Genomic DNA, 22623 nt, shown 5'->3' on the forward strand with positions numbered 1-22623 from the left:
ACATGAAATTCAAGGCAATGACCGCGGTCGCGGCGCTTTTGGTGGCCGCCCCCACGCTGGGGGCCGCCGATGAGGAGGTCGAGCTTGTCGTCAACGGCGAGATCGAGATGGTGACCAAGACCAATGCGCCCGCGCATCTCGACGGCGCCTTGCCCGAGATCATGTCTGGCTGGCGTTTCCGCTCGGACGAGACGCAGCAGCTTCAAATGGACGACTTCGACAACTCCGGCATGATCTTTGTCGATCAGGCGCAGGCGGCGTGGGACACGGCAGAGGGCAGCGAGGGCAAGTCCTGTGCCTCCTGCCACAACGATGTCGAGACCTCTATGAAGGGGGTCCGCGCGGTCTATCCGAAGTGGAACGAGGATGCGGGCGAGGTGCGCACGCTGGCGCAGCAGATCAACGATTGCCGCGAGAACCAGATGGGCGCCGAGCCCTACAAATACACCGGCAGCCAGATGACGGCGATGGAGGCGCTGATCTCGGTCCAGTCGCGCGGCATGCCGGTCAACGTGGCGATCGATGGCCCGGCCCAGAGCACATGGGAGCAGGGCAAAGAGATGTACTACACCCGCTACGGCCAGCTTGAGCTGAGCTGCGCCAATTGCCACGAGGACAACTACGGCAACATGATCCGGGCCGACCACCTGAGCCAGGGCCAGATCAACGGCTTCCCGGTCTACCGTCTGAAAAACACCAAGCTCAACAGCGCCCATGCGCGTTTCAAGGGCTGTGTACGCGACACGCGGGCCGAGACTTTCAGCCCCGGCAGCCCCGAGTTCGTGGCGCTGGAGCTTTACGTCGCCAGCCGCGGCAACGGCCTGTCGGTCGAAGCCCCCTCGGTGCGTAACTGATTTAATTTCCGGGCGTTTCGCCTGACATGATCCCGCCCCCCGCATGGGGGCGGGGCCTTTCCCTGTTTTCAAGTGCTGGAGCGTAACATGCTGTCTCGCCGTGATTTTCTGCAAATGTCCATGGCCGCGGCCTCCATCTATGGCGGCTCGGGCTTCGGCAACTGGGCGCGGCTGGCGGCACAGGACCGCTTTGATCAGGACGCGCTTCTGGAGTTCGAGAAGTTCGGCAATGTCACCCTGATGCATGTGACCGACATCCATGCCCAGCTAAAGCCGATCTATTTCCGCGAGCCCGCCGTCAACATCGGCGTGGGCGAAAACCGCGGCAAGGTGCCCCATATCACCGGCGAGGATTTCCGCGTCCGCTACGGCATCGGCGGCGGCACGCCGCTGGATTATGCCCTGACCTACGACGATTTCGTGGCCCAAGCACAGGCCTACGGCAAGGTCGGCGGGCTGGACCGCGTGGCCACCGTGCTGAACGCCATCCGCGCCGACCGGCCCGACGCGCTGCTCTTGGATGGCGGCGACACATGGCACGGCTCGTTGACCTGTCTTAAGACCGAAGGGCAGGACATGGTTAACGTGATGAACGCGCTGAAGCCCGATGCGATGACCTTCCACTGGGAGTTCACGCTGGGCTCCGAGCGGGTACAGGAGATCGTCGAGGGGCTGCCCTTTGCCGCCCTCGGCCAGAACATTTTTGACCGTGAATGGGACGAGCCGGCGGAACTGTTCAAGCCTTACGAATTCTTCGAACGCGGGGGCGTGAAGATCGCCGTCATCGGGCAGGCCTTTCCCTATATGCCCATCGCCAACCCCGGCTGGATGTTCCCCGAATACTCCTTCGGCATCCGCGACGAGAATATGCAGCAGATGGTCGACGAGGTCCGCGCGCAGGGGGCCGAACTGGTCGTCTGCCTCAGCCACAACGGTTTCGACGTCGACAAGAAGATGGCCGGGATCGTCAAAGGGATCGACGTGATCCTCTCGGGCCACACCCATGACGCGCTGCCCGAACCGGTGCTCGTGGGCCAGACACATATCATCGCCTCGGGCTCGAACGGGAAATTTGTTTCCCGCGTCGATCTGGACGTGCGTGACGGCAAGATGATGGGGATCCGGCACAAACTGATCCCGATCTTTTCGGACCTGATCACGCCGGATGCCGAGGTGGCCAAGCTGATCGACGCGCAGCGCGCGCCCTTCCTTGAGGAACTGACTCATGTGGTCGGTCAGAGTGATGCGCTGCTCTACCGTCGGGGCAATTTCAACGGGACGTGGGATGACCTCATCTGCGACGCGCTGCTGAGCGAGCGCGACGCCGAGATCGCGCTCAGCCCCGGGGTCCGCTGGGGGCCGTCGATCCTGCCGGGGCAGGACATCACCCGCGAGGATATCTTCAACGTCACCTCGATGACCTATCCCAATGCCTACCGCACGGAAATGACGGGCGAATTCCTGAAGGTCGTGCTAGAAGACGTGGGCGACAACCTGTTCAACCCGGACCCCTATTACCAGCAGGGCGGCGACATGGTGCGCGTCGGTGGCATGGGCTTCAAGATGGACATCGCCAAGCCGCAGGGCGAGCGGATTAGCGAGATGACCCTCTTGAGCACCGGCGAGCCCATCGACGCGCAGCGCAGCTATGTCGTGGCCGGTTGGGCCTCGGTCAACGAGGGCACCGAAGGCCCGCCGATCTGGGACGTGGTGGAGAGCCATATCTCGAAACTGAACACCGTGGGCGAAGGCGCCCGGACCCCGGTGAAAATCGTTCTGCCAAAGTAAGAAAAATGAGAATAGGGGTTCTCACATAGATACAAATTCAATAAAATGAATTTGAATATGTGAGGGCCACGACATGACAGAAGAGAACCACAAGGGGCCATCGCGCCGTGCCTTTCTGACGGGGGCAGGGGCGGCGGCCGCGGGGACGCTGGCGGGGCAGGCCAGCGCCGCCCAGACCGATCCGGGCATTGCGATCCATCCATGGATGCAGGAGTTGGGCGACGGCGTTGACGTCGCGCCTTACGGCAAGCCGTCGCCTTTCGAAGCGGATGTGAAACGCCGCACCGTGGAATGGCTGACCGCCGACCCGGTGAGCTCGATCAACTTCACCCCGATCCATGCGCTGGATGGCACGATCACCCCCAACGGCGTCTGCTTTGAGCGGCACCACTCGGGGGTGGCCAAGGTCGATCCGGCGGAACACCGCTTGATGATCAATGGTTTGGTGGGCCGCGAACTGGTCTTTACCATGGAAGACCTGATGCGTTTCCCGCGCGAGAACCACGTCTATTTCCTCGAATGCGCGGCCAACTCCGGGATGGAGTGGCGCGGCTCGCAGCTTAATGGCTGCCAGTTCACCCATGGCATGATCCACAACGTCCAATACACCGGCGTGCCGCTGCGGCTGGTGCTGGAGGAGGCGGGCGTGAAGCCCGAGGGCAAGTGGCTGCTCGCCGAGGGCGCGGATGCGGCGGCGATGAGCCGGTCGATCCCGATGGAAAAGGCGCTCGACGATTGCCTCGTGGCCCTCAAGATGAACGGCGAAGCGCTGCGCCCCGAACAGGGCTACCCGGTGCGCCTCGTCGTGCCCGGCTGGGAGGGCAACATGTGGGTCAAATGGCTGCGCCGGCTCGAGGTCGGCGACCAGCCTTGGCACCACCGCGAGGAGACCAGCAAATATACCGACCTCATGGCCGATGGTGTGGCGCGGCGCTTCACTTGGGAGATGGACGCGAAATCGGTCATCACCAGCCCCAGCCCGCAGGCGCCGATCACCCATGGCCCGGGGCCGACCGTTCTGACCGGCCTCGCGTGGTCGGGCCGCGGCACGATCCCGCGCGTGGATGTGACACTGGATGGCGGCATCACATGGCATCAGGCGCGGATGGACGGGCCGAGCACGCCCAAGGCGCTGCACCGCTTCTACTTTGACTTCGAATGGGACGGCAAACCCCTGCTGCTGCAAAGCCGCGCGCATGACAGCACCGGCTACGTCCAGCCCACCAAACACGCGTTGCGCGCGGTCCGGGGCGAGAATTCGATCTACCACAACAACGGCATCCAGACCTGGGCGGTCGATGCAGACGGAAAGGCGGAAAATGTCGAGATTTCTTAAAGCTGCCCTCCTGACCACCGCGCTGGCAAGCCCGCTGGCCGCCGAGCCTCTGGGCCTCGGCCGCTCCGCCACCCCCGAAGAGGTCGCGCTGTGGGATATCGACGTGCGCCCTGACGGCACAGGTCTGCCCGAGGGCCGTGGCGACGTGATGACCGGGGATGAGATTTACACCGCGAAATGCGCCTCCTGCCACGGCGTCTTTGGCGAGGGCACAGGCCGTTGGCCGGTGCTTGCAGGCGGGCAGGGCAGCCTGACCGACATGCGCCCCGTCAAAACGATCGGCAGCTATTGGCCATACCTTTCAACGGTTTACGACTATGTGAACCGGGCGATGCCCTTCGGCGATGCGCAGTCGCTGAGCGATGATGAGGTCTATGCGATCACCGCTTATCTGCTCTATCTCAATGACGAGGTGGATGAGGATTTCGTGCTCTCCTCAGAGAACTTCGCCGATCTGCGCCTGCCAAATGAGGAGGCCTTCAAACCCGATGACCGGGCGGAGGTCGAGTTTGCGTCCTTCAAGCAAAACCCCTGCATGAGCGATTGCAAATCCTCGGTCGAGATCACCATGCGCGCAGCCGTGCTGGACGTGACGCCCGAGGAGACCGCCGCCAAGGCCGCAGCCGAAGAGGCTAAGGCCGAAGAGGCCAAAGCCGCGGCGGAGCCTGCCCCCGAAGAGCCCCCCGCGCCGGTCGAGGTGGCCGAAGCCCCCGCCGCCGATCCCGCGCTGATCAAGGCCGGGGAGAAGGCGTTTCGCAAATGCAAATCCTGCCACCAGATCGGCGCCAAGGCCAAGAACCGTGTCGGGCCGATGCTGAACGGCATCGTGGATGGCCCGGCGGGAGCGGTTGACGGCTTCCGCTACTCCAAAGCCATGCAGGCCGCAGCGGCGGAGGGGTTGGTCTGGTCTCACGATGAGTTGAGCGCCTTTCTGGCGGACCCTAAGGGCTTCATGAAAGGCACTAAAATGTCGTTCCGGGGTGTGCGCAAGCCCGAGGATATCGACGCGTTGATCGCCTACCTGCGCGACGCGTCGGAGTGATCGGCGCGATTAGCGCAGACTGTCGTGCCTGCCCCCCTTGAACCCCCATACCGGGGGGACTAATCTCTGGGTAACAGTTTTGCGGGTATGGTCCCGCGAACAGGAACTGAGGCAGGCACGCATGAACGATCCGATCAACACCTATATGAACACGCTTGTCCCGATGGTGGTTGAGCAAACCAGCCGGGGCGAGCGGTCCTACGACATCTTCTCGCGTCTGCTGAAAGAGCGGATTATCTTCGTCAACGGCCCGATCCACAGCGGGATGAGCCATCTGGTCGTCGCCCAGCTGTTGCACCTTGAGGCCGAGAACCCCTCCAAGGAAATCAGCATGTACATCAACTCGCCCGGTGGCGAGGTGACGGCGGGCCTGTCGATCTACGACACGATGCAATATATCAAGCCCAAGGTCTCGACCTTGATCTGTGGCATGGCGGCCTCCATGGGGTCGGTCATCGCGATCGGCGGCGAAAAGGGCATGCGTTTCGCGCTGCCCAATGCCGAGGTGATGATCCACCAGCCCTCCGGCGGCTCGCAGGGCATGGCCGAAGATATCCTGATCTCGGCGCGTCACATCGAACGCACCCGTGAGCGGATGTATCAGCTTTATGTCAAACACTCCGGCCAGCCGCTAGAAACCGTTCAAAAAGCCCTCGACCGTGATCTGTGGATGACGCCAGAGGAAGCCAAGGAATGGGGCCATCTCGATGAGATCGTCGAAAGCCGCGGCAAAGCCGATGAGGCTGCCGCCGGTGGCAAGGACAAGAAAGACAAGTAATCGAAGGGGCCCGGCGCTGCATATTTTGCGATTGTAGCGCCGGGGTCACTGGCCTAAGCTTGAGGCCAAATCTCGCGGCCCCAAGACCGGGGCGGACATACACGACAGACCTGAAAGGTTTGAGATGGCGAATAATTCCGGCAACGACAGCAAAAATACGCTCTACTGTAGCTTCTGCGGCAAGAGCCAGCACGAGGTGCGCAAGCTGATTGCGGGGCCGACCGTGTTCATCTGCGACGAATGCGTCGAGCTGTGCATGGATATCATCCGAGAAGAGACCAAAGCCTCGGGCCTCAAGGCGACCGATGGCGTGCCCACGCCCCGCGACATCTGCGGCGTGTTGGACGACTATGTGATCGGTCAGGCGATGGCCAAGCGCGTGCTCTCGGTGGCGGTCCACAACCACTACAAGCGGTTGAACCACGCCCAGAAGGGCGGCGATATAGAACTGGCGAAATCCAACATCCTGCTGATCGGCCCCACTGGCTGCGGCAAGACGTTGCTGGCGCAGACGCTGGCGCGCATCCTCGATGTGCCCTTCACCATGGCCGACGCGACCACGCTGACCGAGGCCGGCTATGTGGGCGAGGATGTGGAGAACATCATTCTCAAGCTGTTGCAGGCGTCGGAATACAACGTCGAGCGCGCGCAGCGCGGCATCGTCTATATCGACGAGGTCGACAAGATTACCCGCAAGTCTGAAAACCCCTCGATCACCCGTGACGTGTCGGGCGAGGGCGTGCAGCAGGCGCTGTTGAAACTGATGGAAGGGACCGTGGCCTCCGTGCCGCCGCAGGGCGGGCGCAAGCATCCGCAGCAGGAGTTCCTGCAGGTGGACACCACGAACATCCTCTTCATCTGCGGCGGTGCTTTTGCCGGTCTCGACAAGATCATCGCGCAGCGCGGCAAAGGCTCTGCCATGGGCTTCGGCGCCGATGTGCGTGACAATGACGCCCGCGGCATTGGTGAGATTTTCACTGACCTCGAACCCGAAGACCTGCTGAAGTTCGGTCTGATCCCGGAATTCGTGGGCCGTCTGCCGGTTCTGGCAACACTCGAAGATCTGGATGAGGACGCTCTGGTCACCATCCTGACCGAGCCGAAGAACGCTCTGGTCAAACAGTACCAGCGTCTGTTCGAATTAGAGGACACGCAGCTGACCTTCACCGATGACGCGCTGCAAGCCATCGCCAAACGCGCGATCGAGCGGAAGACTGGCGCTCGCGGTCTGCGCTCCATCCTCGAAGACATCCTGCTCGACACGATGTTCGAACTGCCGGGGCTGGAGACGGTGAGCGAAGTGGTCGTCAACGAGGAGGCCGTCACATCCGAGGCCAAGCCGCTGATGATCCACGCCGACAGCGAAAGCAAGGAACCAGCCAGCGCGGGCTAAGCGCGTTGGGCCAAGTCATAGGGGCGGGCCATCAGGTCCGCCCTTTTGCGTTTCAGGGAGGCAATATGCGGCGCATTTCATCGGGTGGCATCTATGAGAACAAGATCGGCTACAGCCGCGCGGTGGTGGCAGGCGGCATGGTCCATGTCTCGGGCACCGTGGGCGAGGGGGCTGACGTCACAGCGCAATGCGCCGCGGCATTGGCGACGATCAAGGCCGCTTTGGCCGAGGCAGGCAGCGATTTTGCCCATGTGGTGCGCGTCACCTACATGCTGCCCGACGCGGCGGAGTTCGAAGCCTGCTGGCCGCTCCTGCGGGAGGCTTTTGGCGCGCATCCACCTGCCGCGACGATGATCGAATGTGGGTTGATCGACCCAAAGTACCGGATTGAAATCGAATGCACCGCGCTTTTGCGCGACGCCGCCGAGGGCTGATTTTCGGAGGCGAATTGGGGGGATATGTGCGGTTCCCCGCGGGCAGTGAAACCCGCAGCATCCCGAACCTCCTGCGCGGCGAGGCTGGACGCCAAAGCCTCCATGGTGCATATAACGGACAACAGGAACGGAGACCTCAATGGGCATTCTCAATTCACTTCTGCGCAGTGTCACATGGTGGAACGGCCAGACGCTGAACACCCAGCTTTTCACTTGGCGCAAGGGCAGCAAGGTGGGCGAAGACGCGCAGGGCAACGTCTATTACCGCAACGCCGACGACAGCAAACGCTGGGTCATTTTCAACGGTGAGGCCGAGGCGAGCCGCGTGAGCCCCGATTGGCATGGCTGGCTGCACCGCACATGGGATGAGCCGCCGACCGACAAGCCGCTGGCGCATAAGCCGTGGGAAAAGGCCCATGTTGAGAATCGCACCGGCACCGCCATGGCCTATGCGCCTGCCGGGTCGCTGCGCCGCGCCGAACCTGTCGAACGTAAGGATTACGAGGCGTGGCAGCCTGAATGATCGGTTGGCCGCGCCTTTCGCGCGGCCCCAAAGCTCACGCAATCCGGGTGGACCCATGAAAAAGCTTCTCTTGGCCGCGCTTGTGCTGGCCGCGCCGCTTCACGCTCAAGAGGGGGGGCAGGTCGCCAGTGCCTCGGGCGGCGTGTTGCGTGCCTTGGACAAGATTTCGGGTGACACGACCGATCTGGAGATTGCCAAGGGTGACCGCCTGACCTTGGGCAATTTGCAGATCTCCATGGTCGATTGCCGCTATCCGGCGGGGGATCCGGCGGCCAATGCCTATGCCGCGCTTGAGATCACCGAAAAGGGCAGCGACAGCGCCTTGTTTTCCGGTTGGATGATCGCCTCGGCCCCCGCGCTGCACGCGCTGGAGCATTTTCGCTATGACATCTGGGTCATGCGCTGCAGCACGTCCTGAAGACTGTCCAACTTAGGCGCGTTGAACCGCGCATTGCCGCGTTTCGCCACATCGAGCTGCGCGTGATATTCTGCCCGCGAAATCTCCACCGCCCCGAGAGAGGCGAGGTGATCGGTTAAAAACTGCGTATCGAACAGGGTGAACCCCGCGCGGCGCAGCCGATCCACCAGCGCCGCCAGCGCCATTTTTGACGCATTGGTCCGGCGCGAAAACATGCTCTCGCCAAAGAACGCACGCCCCAATGTCACGCCATAGACGCCGCCCACCAGCGCATCACCGTCCCAAACCTCAAGCGAATGAGCGTAGCCCGCGCGGTGCAACGCAGTGTAGAGCGCGGTGATCTCGGCATTGATCCATGTGTCTTCGCGGTCGGCGCAACCGGCGACGACAGCTCGGAAATCACGGTTGATCGTGTGGTGAAAGGGGCTGCGCCGGATGGCGCGGGCCAGAGAGCGCGAGATGTGGAAACCATTGAGCGGCATCACCCCACGGCGCCGCGGATCGACCCAGAAAATTTCCGGGTCGTCGCGGTGTTCCGCCATGGGGAAAATCCCGATGGAATAGCCGTGGAGCAGGATCTCTGGCGTCAGATCCGACATGTCATGTCAGCCGTCGCCGAGGTTGGTTTCCAGCCAATGCTCAAGCCAGTGGATGTTGTAGCCGCCCGATTGGATGTCCTCCTCGGCCAGCAGCGCGTGGAACAGCGGCACGGTGGTGTCGACCCCGTCCACGATCAACTCACCCAGGGCGCGCCCCAGACGGGCCAGCGCCTCGGGCCGGTCGCGGCCGTGCACGATGAGCTTGCCAATCAGGCTGTCGTAGAAGGGCGGGATCGAATAGCCGTCATACAACGCCGAATCCATCCGCACGCCAAGCCCGCCGGGGGCGTGATACTGCGTGATCTTGCCCGGGCAGGGCGCGAAGTTCGGCAATTTCTCGGCGTTGATGCGCACCTCGATGGCATGGCCGTTGATCTGCAAATCCTCCTGCGTGAAGGACATCGGCAGGCCTTCGGCCACGCGAATCTGTTCGCGCACCAGATCGACGCCAAAGATCGCCTCGGTCACCGGGTGTTCCACTTGCAGGCGGGTGTTCATCTCGATGAAGTAGAACTCGCCGTTCTCGTAGAGGAACTCGATCGTGCCGGCGCCGATGTAGTTGATATTGGCCACGGCGTCGGCGCAGGTCTTGCCGATGCGTGCGCGTTCCTCGGCGGTGATCGAGGGGCCGGGGGCCTCCTCGAAAACCTTTTGGTGGCGGCGCTGCAGCGAACAGTCCCGCTCGCCCAGATGCACGGCATTGCCCTTGCCGTCGCCAAAGACCTGAATCTCGATGTGGCGTGGCGTGGTGAGGTATTTCTCGATATAGACTTCGTCGTTGCCAAAGTTCGACTTGCCCTCGGCCCGCGCGGTCTGGAAGGCTTTTTCCATGTCGGCTGCGGTCTGGGCCACTTTCATGCCCTTGCCGCCACCACCGGCAGTGGCCTTGATGATGACCGGATAGCCGATCTCCTCACCGATGCGCTTGGCGTCTTCCAGCGAGGTGACCCCGCCGTCGGAGCCGGGCACGCAGGGCACGCCGAGCTTTTTCATCGTGTCTTTGGCGGTGATCTTGTCGCCCATGACGCGGATATGCTCGGCGGTGGGGCCGATGAAGGTGAGCCCGTGATCTTCGATCACCTGCACGAAATTCGCGTTCTCGGACAGGAATCCGTAGCCGGGGTGGATCGCCTCGGCGCCGGTGATCTCGCAGGCCGCGATGATGGCGGGGATCGACAGGTAGGATTGGGTCGAGGAGGGCGGGCCGATGCAGACGGATTCGTCGGCCATGCGCACGTGCATCGCGTCACTGTCGGCGGTGGAATGCACCGCGACGGTCTGGATGCCCATCTCGCGGGCCGCGCGGATGACGCGCAGCGCGATCTCTCCCCGGTTGGCAACTAGGATTTTGCTGAACATGTCCGGCCCTTATTCCAGGATGACCAGCGGCGCGCCGAATTCCACGGCATCGCCGTCGCCGACGAGGATGCGCTTGACGGTGCCGGCGCGGGGGGCGGGGATATGGTTCATGGTCTTCATCGCCTCGACGATCAGAAGCGTGTCACCTTCGGAGACGGAGGCCCCGACGGAGATGAAGGCCGGCGCGCCCGGCTCGGCTTGAAGATACACGGTGCCCACCATCGGCGAGGTCACGGCACCGGGGTGATCGGCGGGATCGGCGTCTGCGGCAGGGGCTGGCGCGGAAGCTGCGGGGGCCGCGGCAGGGGCCGATGCGGCGGCAGGCGCGGGGGCGGCTTGGTACTGCTGCTGGGGGGCGGCCATGACCTGCTGCGGGGGCTTGCGGCTGACGCGCACGTTCAGGCTGTCATCCTCGGCATAGTCGCGTTTCACCTGAAGCTCCGTCAGGTCGTTTTCATTCAGCAGCTCGGCGAGGGCCTTGATGAAGGCCACGTCAGCGTCATGGGTGTTGTTTGTCATTGGATCCTCGAAGATTTCGGCAGGCCTGCGGCCCGTCGCTGCGCGATTGATTGGCACGCTTATAGGGCATGGGCAAAGCCATGAAAAGCCAACTGTTGTCTAGGGGGTAGGATCGGTTTTTTGTCGCGCAAAGCGGTCCGGGGCGCGAGAAAGAGGCGGGGCCTCAGCCGCGCGCGCCGGACCTGAGTGACCTTAGGTCAGATCGCGAGGTATTCTGCGCGCAGTTCCGCGTTGTCCAGCACCTCGGCGGCGGTGCCGTCAAAGACCACGCCGCCGGTGTCGAGGATCACCGCCCGGTCGGCCAGTTTCAGCGCCCGCACCGCGTTTTGTTCGACCAGAATCGTAGTGATGCCCTGCGCCTTGATCAGCCCCAGCGTCTTTTCGATCTCATCCACGATCACCGGCGCGAGCCCTTCGTAGGGTTCATCGAGCAGCAACACCTTGATATCACGGGCCAAAGCGCGGGCGATAGCGAGCATCTGCTGCTCCCCGCCCGAGAGGGTCACCCCCTCTTGATGGCGCCGTTCGCGCAGGCGGGGGAAGAGGTCATAGAGCCGGTCGAGCGACCAGCCGATGGGCGGGGCGATCTGGGCGAGTTTGAGGTTCTCTTCGACCGTGAGGCCGGAAATGATGCGCCGATCCTCGGGCACCAGCGCCAGCCCCGCGGCAGAGGCTTGGTGGCTGGCCATATTATGCAGCGGCTGATGGTCGAGCCAGACCTCGCCGCGTTTCAGCTCCGGGTCGCTCACCCGCGCGATGGCCCGCAGGGTCGAGGTTTTGCCCGCCCCGTTGCGGCCCAGCAGGGCGAGAATCTCCCCCTCATGGACGTTAAAGCTCACCCCCTGCACGATGTAGCTTTCGCCGTAATAGGCGTGAATGTCCCAGACCGAGAGGAAAGCGGGGGCGGTTTGGGCGTGGTTGGCGTTCTTGTCGAGCGTACTGGTGGTCATATGCTGTCCTAGATCTGCGGCAAAGGGAGGGGGTCAGGCGGCGTCTTGGCTTTCGCCGAGGTAGGCTTCGCGCACCTTGGGGTGGCCCTTGATCCGGTCGGGCGTGTCTTCGACCAGCGGCGTGCCTTGGGCCAGCACGGTAATCCGCTCGGCCAGTGAAAAGACGACATGCATGTCGTGTTCGATGATGGCGATGGTGATGTCGCGCTCGTCCTTGATCTGTTTGAGCAGGTCGATGGTGTTGTTGGTGTCGGCCCGCGCCATCCCGGCGGTCGGTTCGTCCAAAAGCAGCAGGCGGGGGTCTTGGGCGAGGCACATGGCGATCTCCAACCGCCGTTTGTCCCCGCGCGACATGGAGGCCGCGGGCATGTGCCGTTTGTCAATCATACGCATGTCGCGCAGCATTTCCTCGGCCTTGTCGATCATGTCGCGCTGGCCCACGACCCGCGACCAGCCGTTCAGTTGAAACGCCCCGTCGCGTTTGGCAAGGCAGGGGATCAGCATGTTTTCCATCACCGTCAGATCACCAAAGATCTCGGGCGTTTGGAACACGCGGGAAATGCCCATCTGGTTGATCTCATAGGGTTTGCGCCCCAGCACCGACTGCCCGTCGAACATGACCGATCCGGTATCGGGGATGAGCTTGCCCACCAGACAGTTCAGCAGCGTGGATTTGCCCGCCCCATTGGGGCCGATGATCGCGTGGACGGAGTTCTCCGCCACGCTGAGGTTCACGTCGCTCAGCGCCTGCAACCCGCCAAAGCGCTTGCCGACATTTTTGACTTCGAGAATGGCCATGATGTCTCTCCTATTCCGCGGCTTCGCTGCGCTGTTGGGCGGCGTCGGCCTCGACCGAGCCTGCGTTCTTGTCCCGGCGGCGGAAGACCCGGCCCAGACGTTGCCCGCCCTCGACCAGCCCACCGGGCAGGAAGATCACGACCAGCATGAACAGAAGGCCAAGCGTCAGGTGCCAGCCCTTGCCGACGAAGGGGTGGATGATCGCGACCATCGCGTCTTCGATCCCATCGGGCATGAAGGCGAACCAGCCGTGCAGCACGTTGTCGTTGATCTTGGCAAAGATGTTCTCGAAATACTTGATGAAGCCCGCGCCCAGCACCGGCCCGATCAAGGTGCCCGCGCCGCCAAGGATCGTCATCAGCACCACTTCGCCGGAGGCCGTCCACTGCATCCGCTCGGCCCCCGCCAGCGGGTCCATCGCCGCCAGCAGACCGCCCGCAAGCCCGGCATACATGCCCGAGATGACAAAGGCCGCCAGCGTGTAGGGGCGCGTATTCAGCCCGGTGTAATTCATCCGCTGCTGGTTAGATTTCACCGCCCGCAGCATCATGCCGAAGGGCGAGCGGAAGATGCGGATCGCCAGATAGAAGGCGAGGATCAGGAAGACCGCGCAGAAATAGTAGCCGACTGAGAAAGTGAAGGTCCAACCGCCGAAGAACAGCGTCGTCGAGGAGTTCATCGCGGCACCGAAGAGATTCGGGAACGAAGGCGCGTCCACGGATTGGAGGTACTGCGGATCGGAGGTGTAGATCTGCAACCCCGTCTCACCATTGGTGATCGGCGTCAGTACTGAATAGGCGAGGTTGAAGGACATCTGCGCGAAGGCCAGCGTTAGGATCGAAAAGTAGATGCCCGAGCGCCGCAGGCTGATGTAGCCGATCAATGCCGAGAACAGCCCCGCCATGATGACGGCCAGCACCAGCGCGGGCACGACGTTGTAGCTGAGCAGTTTGAACATCCAGACGGCAGAGTAGGAACCGACCCCCAGAAAGGCCGCATGGCCAAAAGAGAGATAGCCGGTCAGCCCGAAGAGGATGTTGAACCCAATAGCAAAGATGCCAAAGATCACAAAGCGTTGCATCAGGTCGGGGTAGCCCGCGTTGAACTGTGCAAGGCCCGAATCCGCCGGAAAGGGGTTGAGGATGAAGGGGGCGAAGAGCGTGAGAACGATCACGACCCCCAAAAGAAGCGTATCGCGTTTTTCCAGTCCGAACATGTCTTATTCCTCCATCACGCCGCGGCGCCCCATCAGACCGCGCGGGCGGACCAGCAGGATCACGATGGCAACGACGTAGATGATGATCTGGTCGATACCGTAGATGATGCTTTTGATTTCATTCATGGAAGCGAGGCTTTCGAGGATGCCCAGCAGGAACCCCGCCAGCACCGCGCCGGGCAGCGAGCCCATGCCGCCGACCACGACGACGACAAAGCTCAGCACCAGAAAGTCCATGCCCATATGATAATTGGGCGAGTTGATCGGCGCATACATCACGCCCGCAAGCCCTGCCACGGCGGCGGCGATGCCGAACATGATGGTAAAGCGGCGGTCGATGTCGATGCCCAGAAGGCCCACGGTCTCACGATCCGCCATGCCTGCGCGAACCACCATGCCGAAGGTGGTGAACTGCAAGAAAGCAAAGACCGCGGCGATGATGAGGGTCGAAAAGCCAAAGTAGACCAAGCGCCAATAGGGGTAGGCCAAAGACGTGTCCAAACCCAAGAGCGGCGCGAAGTCGAAGCTGCCGACAAAGGCCTCAGGCGCGGGTGTGGGGATTGGGTTGGCGCCGTAGAAATATTTGACGACTTCCTGCAAAACGATGGCGAGGCCGAAGGTCACGAGGATCTGATCCGCATGGGGGCGCTTGTAGAAATGTTTGATCAGCCCGCGTTCCATGATGAAGCCGATAAGCAGCATCACCGGGATCGCAAAGAGGATCGCCAGCGGCACCGACCAATCGATAATCGCCTGTCCCGTTTCCGGCCCGAACCACTGTTCGACATAGGGGGTTTTGACCTTCAGCGGATTGCCGAGGAAATCCTTCTTGGTCTCGTCGATGGTCTCGACGCTGAGCGTCAGAATGCGTTGCAGCGTGACCGAACAGAAGGCCCCGATCATGAAGAGCGCCCCATGGGCGAAATTGACCACGCCAAGGGTGCCGAAGATCAGCGTCAGCCCGAGCGCAATGAGCGCATAGGCCGAGCCTTTGTCGAGGCCGTTGAGTATTTGCAGAAGGATTGCGTCCATGGTCCCCACCTGTAAGGGAAGCGTTTACAAGCGGCTTGGCCGCTTGCAGCGATAAAAAGGGCGCGCAGGATCAGGCCCGCGCGCCATCTGATGTCAGCGGATCACGCGCCGGGGTTGCATTTGCCCAGATCACCGCCCGCGAACATCGGGTGATCGGGGGCATATTCGACCTGTGCACGGGGCGTCTGTTCGACGATCTCCAGCGTGTCGTATTCGCTGGTCGGGTTCTCTGCCCCCTTCATCACGAGCACGTCCTTGAAGCACTGGTGATCGTCCGCACGGTAGAGCGTCGGCCCGTTGCCCAGCCCGTCGAACTCATAGCCCTCAAGCGCCTCGACCACGGCGCAGGGGTTGAACGATCCTGCGCGTTCCACGGCATCGGCATAGAGCAGGGTCTGCACGTAGCAGGTATGCGCGGAGTTCGACGGCGGACGGCCGTATTTCTCGCCAAAGGATTTTGTAAAGGCCTTCGACCCCTCATCCTGCAGCTGCCAGTTCCAGTTCATCGAGCCGATCACGCCCTGCACGTTGGCCCCGGCACCGGCGGCCATCAGTTCGGAGTAGAGCGGCACGACGATCTCGAATTTCTTGCCGTTCACCTGTTTGTCGAGCAGGCCGAACTGCACCGCATTGGTGAGCGAGTTCACCATGTTGCCGCCGTAGTGGTTCAGCACCAGCACATCGGCGCCCGAGTTCAGCACCGGCGCGATATAGGAGGAGAAATCGGTCGAGGCGAGCGGCGTCAGCACGTTCTCCACGGTCTCCCAGCCCATCGCCTCGGTCGCGGCGGCGATGGATTCTTGCTGGGTCCAGCCCCAGTTGTAATCCGCCGTCAGGTGATAGGCGCGACGCTCAGAGCCATAGGCGTTTTTGAGCACCGGGGCGAGGGCGGCGGCGGACATATAGGCGTTGAAGAAATGCCGGAAGCCATTGGCCTTGCGGTCCTTGCCGGTGGTGTCATTGGCGTGGGTGAGACCCGCCATGAAGATCACGCCCGCCGATTGGCAAAGGTCTTGCACCGCCACGGCCACGCCCGAGGACGAGCCGCCGTTGATCATCACCGCGCCGTCTTTTTCGATCATCGACTTGGCGCTGGCGCGGGCCGCGTCGGATTTCGTCTGGGTGTCGCCGGTGACATATTCGACCTTTTTACCCAGAATACCGTTCCCTTTCAGCGCCTTGGAACTGAAGGTGTTCATCATGCCGCCGTCGCCCCCGCCATTAAGGTGTTCGACCGCAAGTTCCTGCGCGCGCAGCTCATCCAGACCTTCTTCGGCATAGGGGCCGGTCTGGGGCACGTTGAAGCCAAGCGTCACGGTGCTGCCCGTGGGGGCGTTGGTAAAGCCCGCGTGATTTTCCGCGCGCAGATAGGTCGGCAGCGCCAACCCTGCACCGGCAACCGCGCCGGTCTGGATCAGCCCGCGGCGTGTCAGTTTCGTAAACGACATGAAGTCCTCCCATTTTTGTAAGTCGCGGCAGCGGAACCTCCCCCCGATGCCACAACACGCAATAGTGCAAAGAAACTATGGCGCGGAAAATGAAAACCGATCAATAAGGCGCTTGATCGAAACGATTTTTTTGTAAATATATTCGCAATCCTGCCGGAGGGACTGTAAAGAATATGATATTGCGGCGCAGAAAGACCTTGAAACAACGGGCGAAACATCCGGCCGGGCCGTCCCATGCGTGAAGGGCTGACCGGCAGCCGCATCCGTGAGCGGCGCGTGATGGCGGGGCTGAAACAGGCGGAGCTTGCGCAGCAAAGCGGCATCTCGGCCAGCTATCTCAACCTTATCGAGCACAATCGGCGCAGAATCGGCGGCAAGCTCTTGCTCAACATCGCCCATGCGCTTGGGGTCGAACCGCAGGCGCTGACCGAAGGGGCCGAAGCCGCGCTGATCGCCACCCTGCGCGAGGCGGCGGAGGATGCGGGGCTAACCGGGCCGGAGAGCGACCGGGCGGATGAGTTTGCGGGGCGGTTTCCGGGCTGGGCCAAGGTGCTGGCCAACAGCCAGCGCCGCATCGCGGCATTGGAGCAGACGGTCGAGGCGCTCTCGGATCGGTTGGCCCATGACCCGCAGCTTGCCACCTCCATGCATGAGCTATTGAGTACCGCCGCGGCGATCCGCTCCACCGCCGCGATTCTGGCCGAAACAGACAGTTTGCAGGCGGAATGGCGCGACAGGTTCCACGCCAATATCCACCAAGACAGCCGCCGCCTGTCCGACAGCGCGCAGGCGCTGGTGACCTATTTCGATAGTGCCGCCGAGACCCGCGAGGTGGCCCATTCGCCCCAGGCCGAGGTAGAGAGTTTCCTCGCCGCGCATGACTACCGTTTCGACCCTTTGGAAGAGGCGCGCGCCCCGCAGGCGGCGATTGCGGCGCTGGTCGAACAGGCCGATACGCTCAAGACCAAGGCCGCGCGGCATATCGCGACGGGGGTGTTGCAACAGATCGCCCGCGATGCGGCGGCGCTGCCTTTGGCGCGGCTGGCGCGGCTGGAGCGGGTGGCGGGGGAGATGGGTCACGATCCTGCCGAATTGGCTCAGGCACTCGACCAGCCGATGGGCCGGGTGCTGCGGCGCTTGGCGTCACTGCCTGACCTCGGTGCGGGGCTGGTGGTCTGTGACCGTTCTGGCAGCGTGACATTCGCCAAGTCGATCGAAGGGTTCACCGTGCCGCGCTTTGGCGCCTGCTGCCCGCTTTGGCCGCTCTTTGCGGTGCAGGGGCAGCCGGGGCTGGTGATGAAATCCCGCGTCATGCAGATGGGGCGCGGGCAGGCGGAGTTCGAGGCGATTGCCACCTGCGAAGTGCAAGCTGCGGCTGCCTATAACACGCCGCCGCTCAGCCAATCGGTCATGCTGCTCTTGCCGGTCCCCTCGGGGGCAGCGCCTGCGCAGCCGGTGGGGGCGACCTGTCGCATTTGCCCGGTCGAAGGATGCCGCGCGCGGCGCGAGCCTTCGATCCTGCGCGAGGGGATCTGAAGCGGCGCAGCAGGCAGTTTTTGACAGGGCTGGCAAACCGATGCATGCTCCCCCCGGTGCGCGAGACCCCGCAGCAAGACGGGGCCGCCGCACACCGAGGGGGGGAGACTTTTTGCCGATGAGCAAACTCGTAGTTCTGGTGGAGGACGAGGTGAATATCGCCGAGGCCATCCGCTTTTTGCTGAGCCAAGAGGGTTGGCGTGTGGAGACCTTGGCCAATGGGACAGGCGCGGTGGAGGTGATCCGCAAGGCATCGCCGGATCTGGTGATGCTCGACGTGATGCTGCCGGGCAAGAGCGGTTTCGAGATATTGGATGAGCTGCGGGGTGACCCCGAAACCGGCGCGTTGCCGGTGCTGATGCTGACCGCGCGGGGCCAAAGCCGGGACCGCGCCATGGCCGAAAAGGCGGGTGTCAGCCGCTTCATGACCAAGCCGTTCTCGAATGCCGAGATGTTGGACGCGGTACGCGACCTGATCGCCAGTTGACCCGCCATGCCCCGTAGGCCGATCTTTTTGGAAAAACGCGGCTACCGTCAGCGACGGATGATGGATGCAGTGCGCCTGTTGCCGTTTCTGGGGCTGATGCTGTGGATGGTGCCGCTGCTCTGGCCCGTGCCAGCCGCCAGCCCGGACCCCACTGCGCCGACCATCCCGATGAGCGTGGCGCTGCGCTATCTCTTTGGGGTCTGGGCGCTGCTTATCTTGGGGACATGGGCCCTCTGGCGGCGGACCCGGGATGTGGCCTCGGGTGAGGATGCAGCACAGCCGGACGGGCCGCGCTGATGGTATCGCTCAACCAGTTGGTGGCGGTCTGCCTGATGTATGTGGCGGGCCTGTTCATCGTGGCCTTCGCCGCCGAACGCGCGGCCCTGCGCGGGCAGGGCGGCTGGCTGCTGCGCTCGCCACTGGTCTATACCCTGTCGCTGTCGATCTACTGCACCGCTTGGACCTTTTACGGCGCGGTGGGATATGCGGCGCGCTCGGGGCTGGAATATGTGACCATCTACCTCGGCCCTTCGCTGGTGATGATCGGCTGGTGGTGGGGGCTGCGGCGTTTGGTGCGGATCGGGCGAAGCCATCGCGTCACCTCGATCGCGGACCTGATTTCCTCGCGCTACGGCAAATCCAACACGTTGGCGATCGTCGTGACGGTCATGGCCGTGATCGGGGTGACGCCTTATATCGCGCTGCAATTACAATCGGTTATCTTGTCGCTGTCAATCTTTGCCGCCGCCGACGTGCCGCTGGCCGAGGCGGGGGGCGATGTGATCAACCGGGGGCAGGCGGCGCTTTGGGTCGCGGCGGGGCTGACGCTCTTTACCGTGCTTTTCGGCACCCGGAACCTGAATGTGAACGAACGGCATCACGGTGTGGTCATCGCCATCGCGGTGGAGGCGGTGGTCAAGCTCTTGGCGCTGGTGGCGGTGGGGGTCTACGTCATCTGGGGCCTGGCCGGAGGCTTGGGCGAGACCTTGGCGCGGATCGACGCCTCAGACATCGGGCAATGGGAGGTGCAGGGCAGCCGTTGGGCCGCGTTGACCGTGCTTTCGGGGGCCGCGCTTTTGTGCCTGCCGCGCATGTTTCAGGTCATGGTGGTCGAGAACGACGACGAGCGGCAGTTGCAAATCGCAAGCTGGGCCTTCCCGCTGTACCTGATGCTGATGAGCCTTTTCGTCGTGCCCATCGCGGTGGTGGGGCTAGACCTGATGCCCGAAGGCGCGAACCCCGATCTTTTCGTACTGAGTCTGCCGCTCAGCCAGGGGCAGAACGGGCTGGCGATGCTGTCTTTCTTGGGTGGTTTCTCTTCGGCGACCTCGATGGTGATCGTCGCCACGCTGGCGCTCTCGACCATGGTGAGCAACCATATCGTCATGCCGATCTGGCTGGCGCTGCGCCGCGATGGGGCGACGCAGTCGGGGGATGTGCGCAATATCGTCATCCTTGCGCGGCGGTTGTCGATTTTCTGCGTGGTGGGCTTGGGTTATCTCTATTACCGCGCCTCGGGTGGCAGCGGGGCGCTGGCGGCGATTGGCACGATTTCCTTCGGCGGGGTGGCGCAGTTTCTGCCCGCGATGCTGGGCGGCGTGCTCTGGCGCGGGGCCACGCGGACCGGTGCGCTTTGCGGGCTGGGCACGGGCTTTGTGCTTTGGGTCTTTACCATGCTGCTGCCCAGCTTTGGCACGGATGTGGCTCTGTCGACCGCAACCTTGGAGCAGGGGCTTTGGGGGCTCGCTTGGCTGCGCCCCGAGGCGCTTTTCGGCATCGCGGGGATCGACCCGACGGTGCATGCGGTGGTCTGGAGCCTCGCGCTCAACACGCTGGTTTTCGTCGTCGTCTCTCTCTTTAGCTTCCCTACACCGTTGGAGCGGCTACAGGGCGCGCAATTCGTTAATGTTTTTGACCATTCCGGCCCGGCGCGGGGGTGGACGGCCTCGGTCGCGGGCAGCGAAGACCTGATGATCATGGCGCAGCGGATCTTAGGCGCGACGGAGGCGCAGGCGTTTTTCACCCGCGAGGCCGAACGGCAAGGGCAGGGGCAACGTCTGCCTGAGCCCACGCCACGATTCGTGCAGGCGCTGGAGCGGGAGTTGGCAGCCTCGGTCGGGGCGGCCACGGCCCATGCGATGGTGGCGCAGATCGTCGGCGGGGCCTCGGTCTCGGTCCAAGACCTTTTGGCCGTGGCCGACGAATCCGCGCAGATGTTGGAGTATTCCAGCCAGTTAGAGGCCAAGTCGCGCGAGCTGACCGAGACGGCAGCGCAGCTGCGCGCGGCGAATGAGAAGCTGACGCAGTTGTCGCTGCAAAAGGACAGCTTCCTCAGTCAGATCAGCCATGAATTGCGCACGCCGATGACCTCGATCCGCTCGTTCTCCGAAATCCTGCGCGATGCGCCCGGTCTCACGGACGCCGACAAGAACCGCTATGCCACGATCATCCATAGCGAGACGATCCGTCTGACGCGGCTATTGGATGATCTGTTGGACCTGTCGGTGCTGGAGAACGGGCAGGTGACGCTGAACCAGCGCGAAGGCAACCTACGCGATCTGCTGGATCTGGCGGTGACCACGGCGCAAGCGGGGGCCACGCGGCCGCTCAAGGTGCTGCGCGATCCGCAGGCCGAGGATATTGTGCTGACCAGCGATCTCGACCGGCTGGTGCAGGTCTTTATCAACCTCGTCACCAACGCCCGCAAATACTGCGCTGCGGATGACCCGCAACTGCTGATCACGCCGCGGGTGACGGCGCAGGGGCTGGTGATTGATTTCGTCGACAACGGCCATGGGATCGACGCGGGGTCGGAGGCGCTGATTTTCGAGAAGTTCTCGCGCATCACGGGGGAGGGCGATGGCGCGGGGCTTGGCCTTGCCATCTGCCGTGAAATCATGTGCCGCTTGGGCGGAGAGATCAGCTTTCTGCGGGATGTGCCCGGCACGGCCTTCCGGGTTCAACTGCCTGCCCGCGCCTTGACCGCGGCGGCGTAGGACACCGGCCCCCAAGGGGACCGACAGAGACCTCAGGTATAGCTTTGCCCCAGCATGGGGCGCATGTTCTCAAGGTCATACCCGCCTTGACGTGCGGCTTCGATGATCGCGTCGCTGTCCATCTCGCCGGCTTGGCCCAAGGCCCAAGCGATGGTCGAACGGGTGCCCGAGGCGCAATAGGCCAGCACGGTGTCATCGGTCTCCACGCCGAGGGCGCGGTTCTTGGCGATGACATCGGGGGTCATGGTCTGGTGGGTCAGCGGCTGTTCGGCAAAGGCAATCCCCGCGGCCTCGGCCGCTTCGCGCATGGCGGCGGCCTGATGGCTGGGGGGCACTTCCGCGTCGGGGCGGTTGCACAGGATGCGGGTGATGCCTTGGGCGCGCAGGCTTTCCATGTCACCGGGCTCGATCTGCGGGGCGACGAAATAGCGGGGGGTGATTTGGCGAATATCCATGGGGCGATTTAAGCAGATGCAGCGGCCCTGTCCAGCACCGCCGGGGCGGGCTGGTCAAACGCGCCGATCAGCCCAGTGAAATCCCGAGGATTACCAGCATCAGACCGATCACGGAGAGAAACAGCGCGCCCATATTCAGCGGCACGACTTTGCGCAGCACCACGCGCATCGCCTCATCGTCGAGCTGCGCGCGTTTTGCACGGCTCACCTTGATGATGCACCAGCCCAGACCGAGCAATCCCAGAAGGGACAGACCCGCGCCGCCCCAGACCATGAGATCGAAAATAGATGTGTTTGCGCTTTCCATGGCGGCAGAGCTACGCCAAACCGCCAAGGGGGGCAAGTCCCGCTTGCGGGCTGGGCGTGCAGCCTGTAGTCAAACCCGCCAGAGCCAGCCATTCCGTGAGGACTTCCCATGAGCGATACCAGCACCAATCCCGATGTCGTCGAATCCCAAGGCGATGCGACCTACCGGGTCACCGCCAATGAGCTTCGCCAGTTCGTCGAGCGGATCGAGCGTTTGGACGCCGAGAAGAAAGACCTTGCCGAACAGCAAAAAGAGGTGATGGCCGAAGCGAAATCGCGCGGTTACATATCCCGCCATCATTGTGTTTTGCACATGGAAAACCAATAAGTTAGAGTGAAACACTGTGTTTTAAGGT

Annotated in this window: 23 protein-coding genes and 1 pseudogene; 14 read left to right on the forward strand and 10 right to left on the reverse strand. The window is 63.0% G+C overall.

Translation table 11 applies throughout. The annotated features are described in order from the left end of the window. Window positions 1–2: 2 nt before the first annotated feature. The 9 genes from soxA to ACGYLO_RS14485 all read left to right on the forward strand — a co-directional run bounded on the left by soxA (window position 3) and on the right by ACGYLO_RS14485 (window position 8566). Entirely contained in the window at window positions 3–854 is an 852-nt protein-coding gene (gene soxA, locus ACGYLO_RS14445) for a sulfur oxidation c-type cytochrome SoxA (RefSeq protein ID WP_271689847.1), read from the forward strand. Window positions 855–941: 87 nt separating this feature from the next. After that, window positions 942–2642 carry a thiosulfohydrolase SoxB gene (soxB, locus tag ACGYLO_RS14450; RefSeq protein ID WP_271689848.1) on the forward strand — a complete coding sequence of 567 codons (1701 nt, stop codon included), beginning with the start codon at window positions 942–944 and terminating at the stop codon, window positions 2640–2642. 73 nt (window positions 2643–2715) lie between these two features. Further along, entirely contained in the window at window positions 2716–3978 is a 1263-nt protein-coding gene (gene soxC / locus ACGYLO_RS14455; protein WP_271689849.1) for a sulfite dehydrogenase, read from the forward strand. Beyond that, a complete protein-coding gene (locus ACGYLO_RS14460; protein WP_271689850.1) occupies window positions 3962–5020 on the forward strand; it encodes a c-type cytochrome in 1059 nt (352 codons plus the stop codon). The genes soxC and ACGYLO_RS14460 overlap by 17 nt, the downstream gene beginning before the upstream one ends. 121 nt (window positions 5021–5141) lie before the next feature. Continuing rightward, window positions 5142–5798 (forward strand): ATP-dependent Clp protease proteolytic subunit, encoded by a 657-nt coding sequence (locus ACGYLO_RS14465; RefSeq protein ID WP_067267539.1) that lies wholly within the window; start codon window positions 5142–5144, stop codon window positions 5796–5798. A 124-nt stretch (window positions 5799–5922) separates the two neighbouring features. Then, the gene (clpX, locus tag ACGYLO_RS14470) at window positions 5923–7191 is read left to right on the forward strand and encodes an ATP-dependent Clp protease ATP-binding subunit ClpX (RefSeq protein ID WP_271689851.1); all 1269 of its coding nucleotides are present in this window, start codon (window positions 5923–5925) and stop codon (window positions 7189–7191) included. Between the two features lie 65 nt (window positions 7192–7256). Next, window positions 7257–7625, forward strand: coding sequence for a Rid family hydrolase (locus ACGYLO_RS14475; protein WP_271689852.1), 369 nt, complete (start codon window positions 7257–7259; stop codon window positions 7623–7625). 139 nt (window positions 7626–7764) lie between these two features. Beyond that, window positions 7765–8148, forward strand: a complete 384-nt coding sequence (locus ACGYLO_RS14480) for an NADH:ubiquinone oxidoreductase subunit NDUFA12 (RefSeq protein ID WP_067267544.1) — start codon at window positions 7765–7767, stop codon at window positions 8146–8148. Between the two features lie 55 nt (window positions 8149–8203). Beyond that, window positions 8204–8566: a DUF2155 domain-containing protein gene (locus tag ACGYLO_RS14485; protein WP_271689853.1), complete on the forward strand. Its 363-nt coding sequence runs from the start codon at window positions 8204–8206 to the stop codon at window positions 8564–8566. Here ACGYLO_RS14485 and aat read toward each other — a convergent pair. From aat to ACGYLO_RS14525, 8 genes are all read right to left on the reverse strand, one after another. Further along, window positions 8530–9165 carry a leucyl/phenylalanyl-tRNA--protein transferase gene (gene aat, locus ACGYLO_RS14490; RefSeq protein ID WP_271689854.1) on the reverse strand — a complete coding sequence of 212 codons (636 nt, stop codon included), beginning with the start codon at window positions 9163–9165 and terminating at the stop codon, window positions 8530–8532. The genes ACGYLO_RS14485 and aat overlap by 37 nt on opposite strands. A gap of 6 nt (window positions 9166–9171) precedes the next feature. Then, window positions 9172–10524: an acetyl-CoA carboxylase biotin carboxylase subunit gene (gene accC / locus ACGYLO_RS14495; protein ID WP_271689855.1), complete on the reverse strand. Its 1353-nt coding sequence runs from the start codon at window positions 10522–10524 to the stop codon at window positions 9172–9174. Window positions 10525–10533: 9 nt separating this feature from the next. Next, complete coding sequence (gene accB, locus ACGYLO_RS14500) at window positions 10534–11043, reverse strand: acetyl-CoA carboxylase biotin carboxyl carrier protein (RefSeq protein WP_271689856.1); 510 nt, start codon at window positions 11041–11043, stop codon at window positions 10534–10536. Between the two features lie 197 nt (window positions 11044–11240). Continuing rightward, complete coding sequence (locus tag ACGYLO_RS14505; protein ID WP_067261816.1) at window positions 11241–11993, reverse strand: ABC transporter ATP-binding protein; 753 nt, start codon at window positions 11991–11993, stop codon at window positions 11241–11243. A 33-nt stretch (window positions 11994–12026) separates the two neighbouring features. Further along, window positions 12027–12791, reverse strand: a complete 765-nt coding sequence (locus tag ACGYLO_RS14510) for an ABC transporter ATP-binding protein (RefSeq protein ID WP_067261818.1) — start codon at window positions 12789–12791, stop codon at window positions 12027–12029. Between the two features lie 10 nt (window positions 12792–12801). Continuing rightward, window positions 12802–14007 carry a branched-chain amino acid ABC transporter permease gene (locus ACGYLO_RS14515; protein WP_209218747.1) on the reverse strand — a complete coding sequence of 402 codons (1206 nt, stop codon included), beginning with the start codon at window positions 14005–14007 and terminating at the stop codon, window positions 12802–12804. Between the two features lie 3 nt (window positions 14008–14010). Then, window positions 14011–15039, reverse strand: coding sequence for a branched-chain amino acid ABC transporter permease (locus tag ACGYLO_RS14520; protein WP_271689857.1), 1029 nt, complete (start codon window positions 15037–15039; stop codon window positions 14011–14013). A gap of 101 nt (window positions 15040–15140) precedes the next feature. Next, window positions 15141–16487 (reverse strand): substrate-binding protein, encoded by a 1347-nt coding sequence (locus ACGYLO_RS14525; protein ID WP_067261823.1) that lies wholly within the window; start codon window positions 16485–16487, stop codon window positions 15141–15143. A 234-nt stretch (window positions 16488–16721) separates the two neighbouring features. Here ACGYLO_RS14525 and ACGYLO_RS14530 point away from each other — a divergent pair, with 234 nt between their 5' ends. From ACGYLO_RS14530 to ACGYLO_RS14545, 4 genes are all read left to right on the forward strand, one after another. Next, window positions 16722–18023: a helix-turn-helix domain-containing protein gene (locus ACGYLO_RS14530; protein ID WP_271689858.1), complete on the forward strand. Its 1302-nt coding sequence runs from the start codon at window positions 16722–16724 to the stop codon at window positions 18021–18023. Between the two features lie 118 nt (window positions 18024–18141). Beyond that, on the forward strand, window positions 18142–18510 hold the full coding sequence (locus ACGYLO_RS14535) for a response regulator transcription factor (protein ID WP_271689859.1): 369 nt from the start codon (window positions 18142–18144) through the stop codon (window positions 18508–18510). Between the two features lie 6 nt (window positions 18511–18516). Beyond that, on the forward strand, window positions 18517–18807 hold the full coding sequence (locus tag ACGYLO_RS14540; RefSeq protein WP_271689860.1) for a hypothetical protein: 291 nt from the start codon (window positions 18517–18519) through the stop codon (window positions 18805–18807). Further along, the gene (locus tag ACGYLO_RS14545) at window positions 18807–21506 is read left to right on the forward strand and encodes an ATP-binding protein (RefSeq protein ID WP_271689861.1); all 2700 of its coding nucleotides are present in this window, start codon (window positions 18807–18809) and stop codon (window positions 21504–21506) included. Before ACGYLO_RS14540 ends, ACGYLO_RS14545 begins: the two co-directional genes overlap by 1 nt. A 32-nt stretch (window positions 21507–21538) precedes the next feature. On the opposite strand, the gene ACGYLO_RS14550 is transcribed toward ACGYLO_RS14545, so the two are convergent. Together ACGYLO_RS14550 and ACGYLO_RS14555 are read right to left on the reverse strand one after the other, a co-directional pair. Continuing rightward, on the reverse strand, window positions 21539–21961 hold the full coding sequence (locus ACGYLO_RS14550) for a TIGR01244 family sulfur transferase (protein ID WP_271689862.1): 423 nt from the start codon (window positions 21959–21961) through the stop codon (window positions 21539–21541). 67 nt (window positions 21962–22028) lie between these two features. After that, window positions 22029–22268: a hypothetical protein gene (locus ACGYLO_RS14555; RefSeq protein WP_271689863.1), complete on the reverse strand. Its 240-nt coding sequence runs from the start codon at window positions 22266–22268 to the stop codon at window positions 22029–22031. A 108-nt stretch (window positions 22269–22376) separates the two neighbouring features. Between ACGYLO_RS14555 and ACGYLO_RS14560 the strand changes: the two are divergent. Beyond that, a pseudogene (locus ACGYLO_RS14560) lies at window positions 22377–22553 on the forward strand (DUF2312 domain-containing protein); the annotation flags it as partial. Window positions 22554–22623 lie beyond the last annotated feature (70 nt).

This window comes from Sulfitobacter sp. 1A13353 (genome assembly GCF_043557255.1).
Lineage (GTDB): Bacteria > Pseudomonadota > Alphaproteobacteria > Rhodobacterales > Rhodobacteraceae > Sulfitobacter > Sulfitobacter faviae.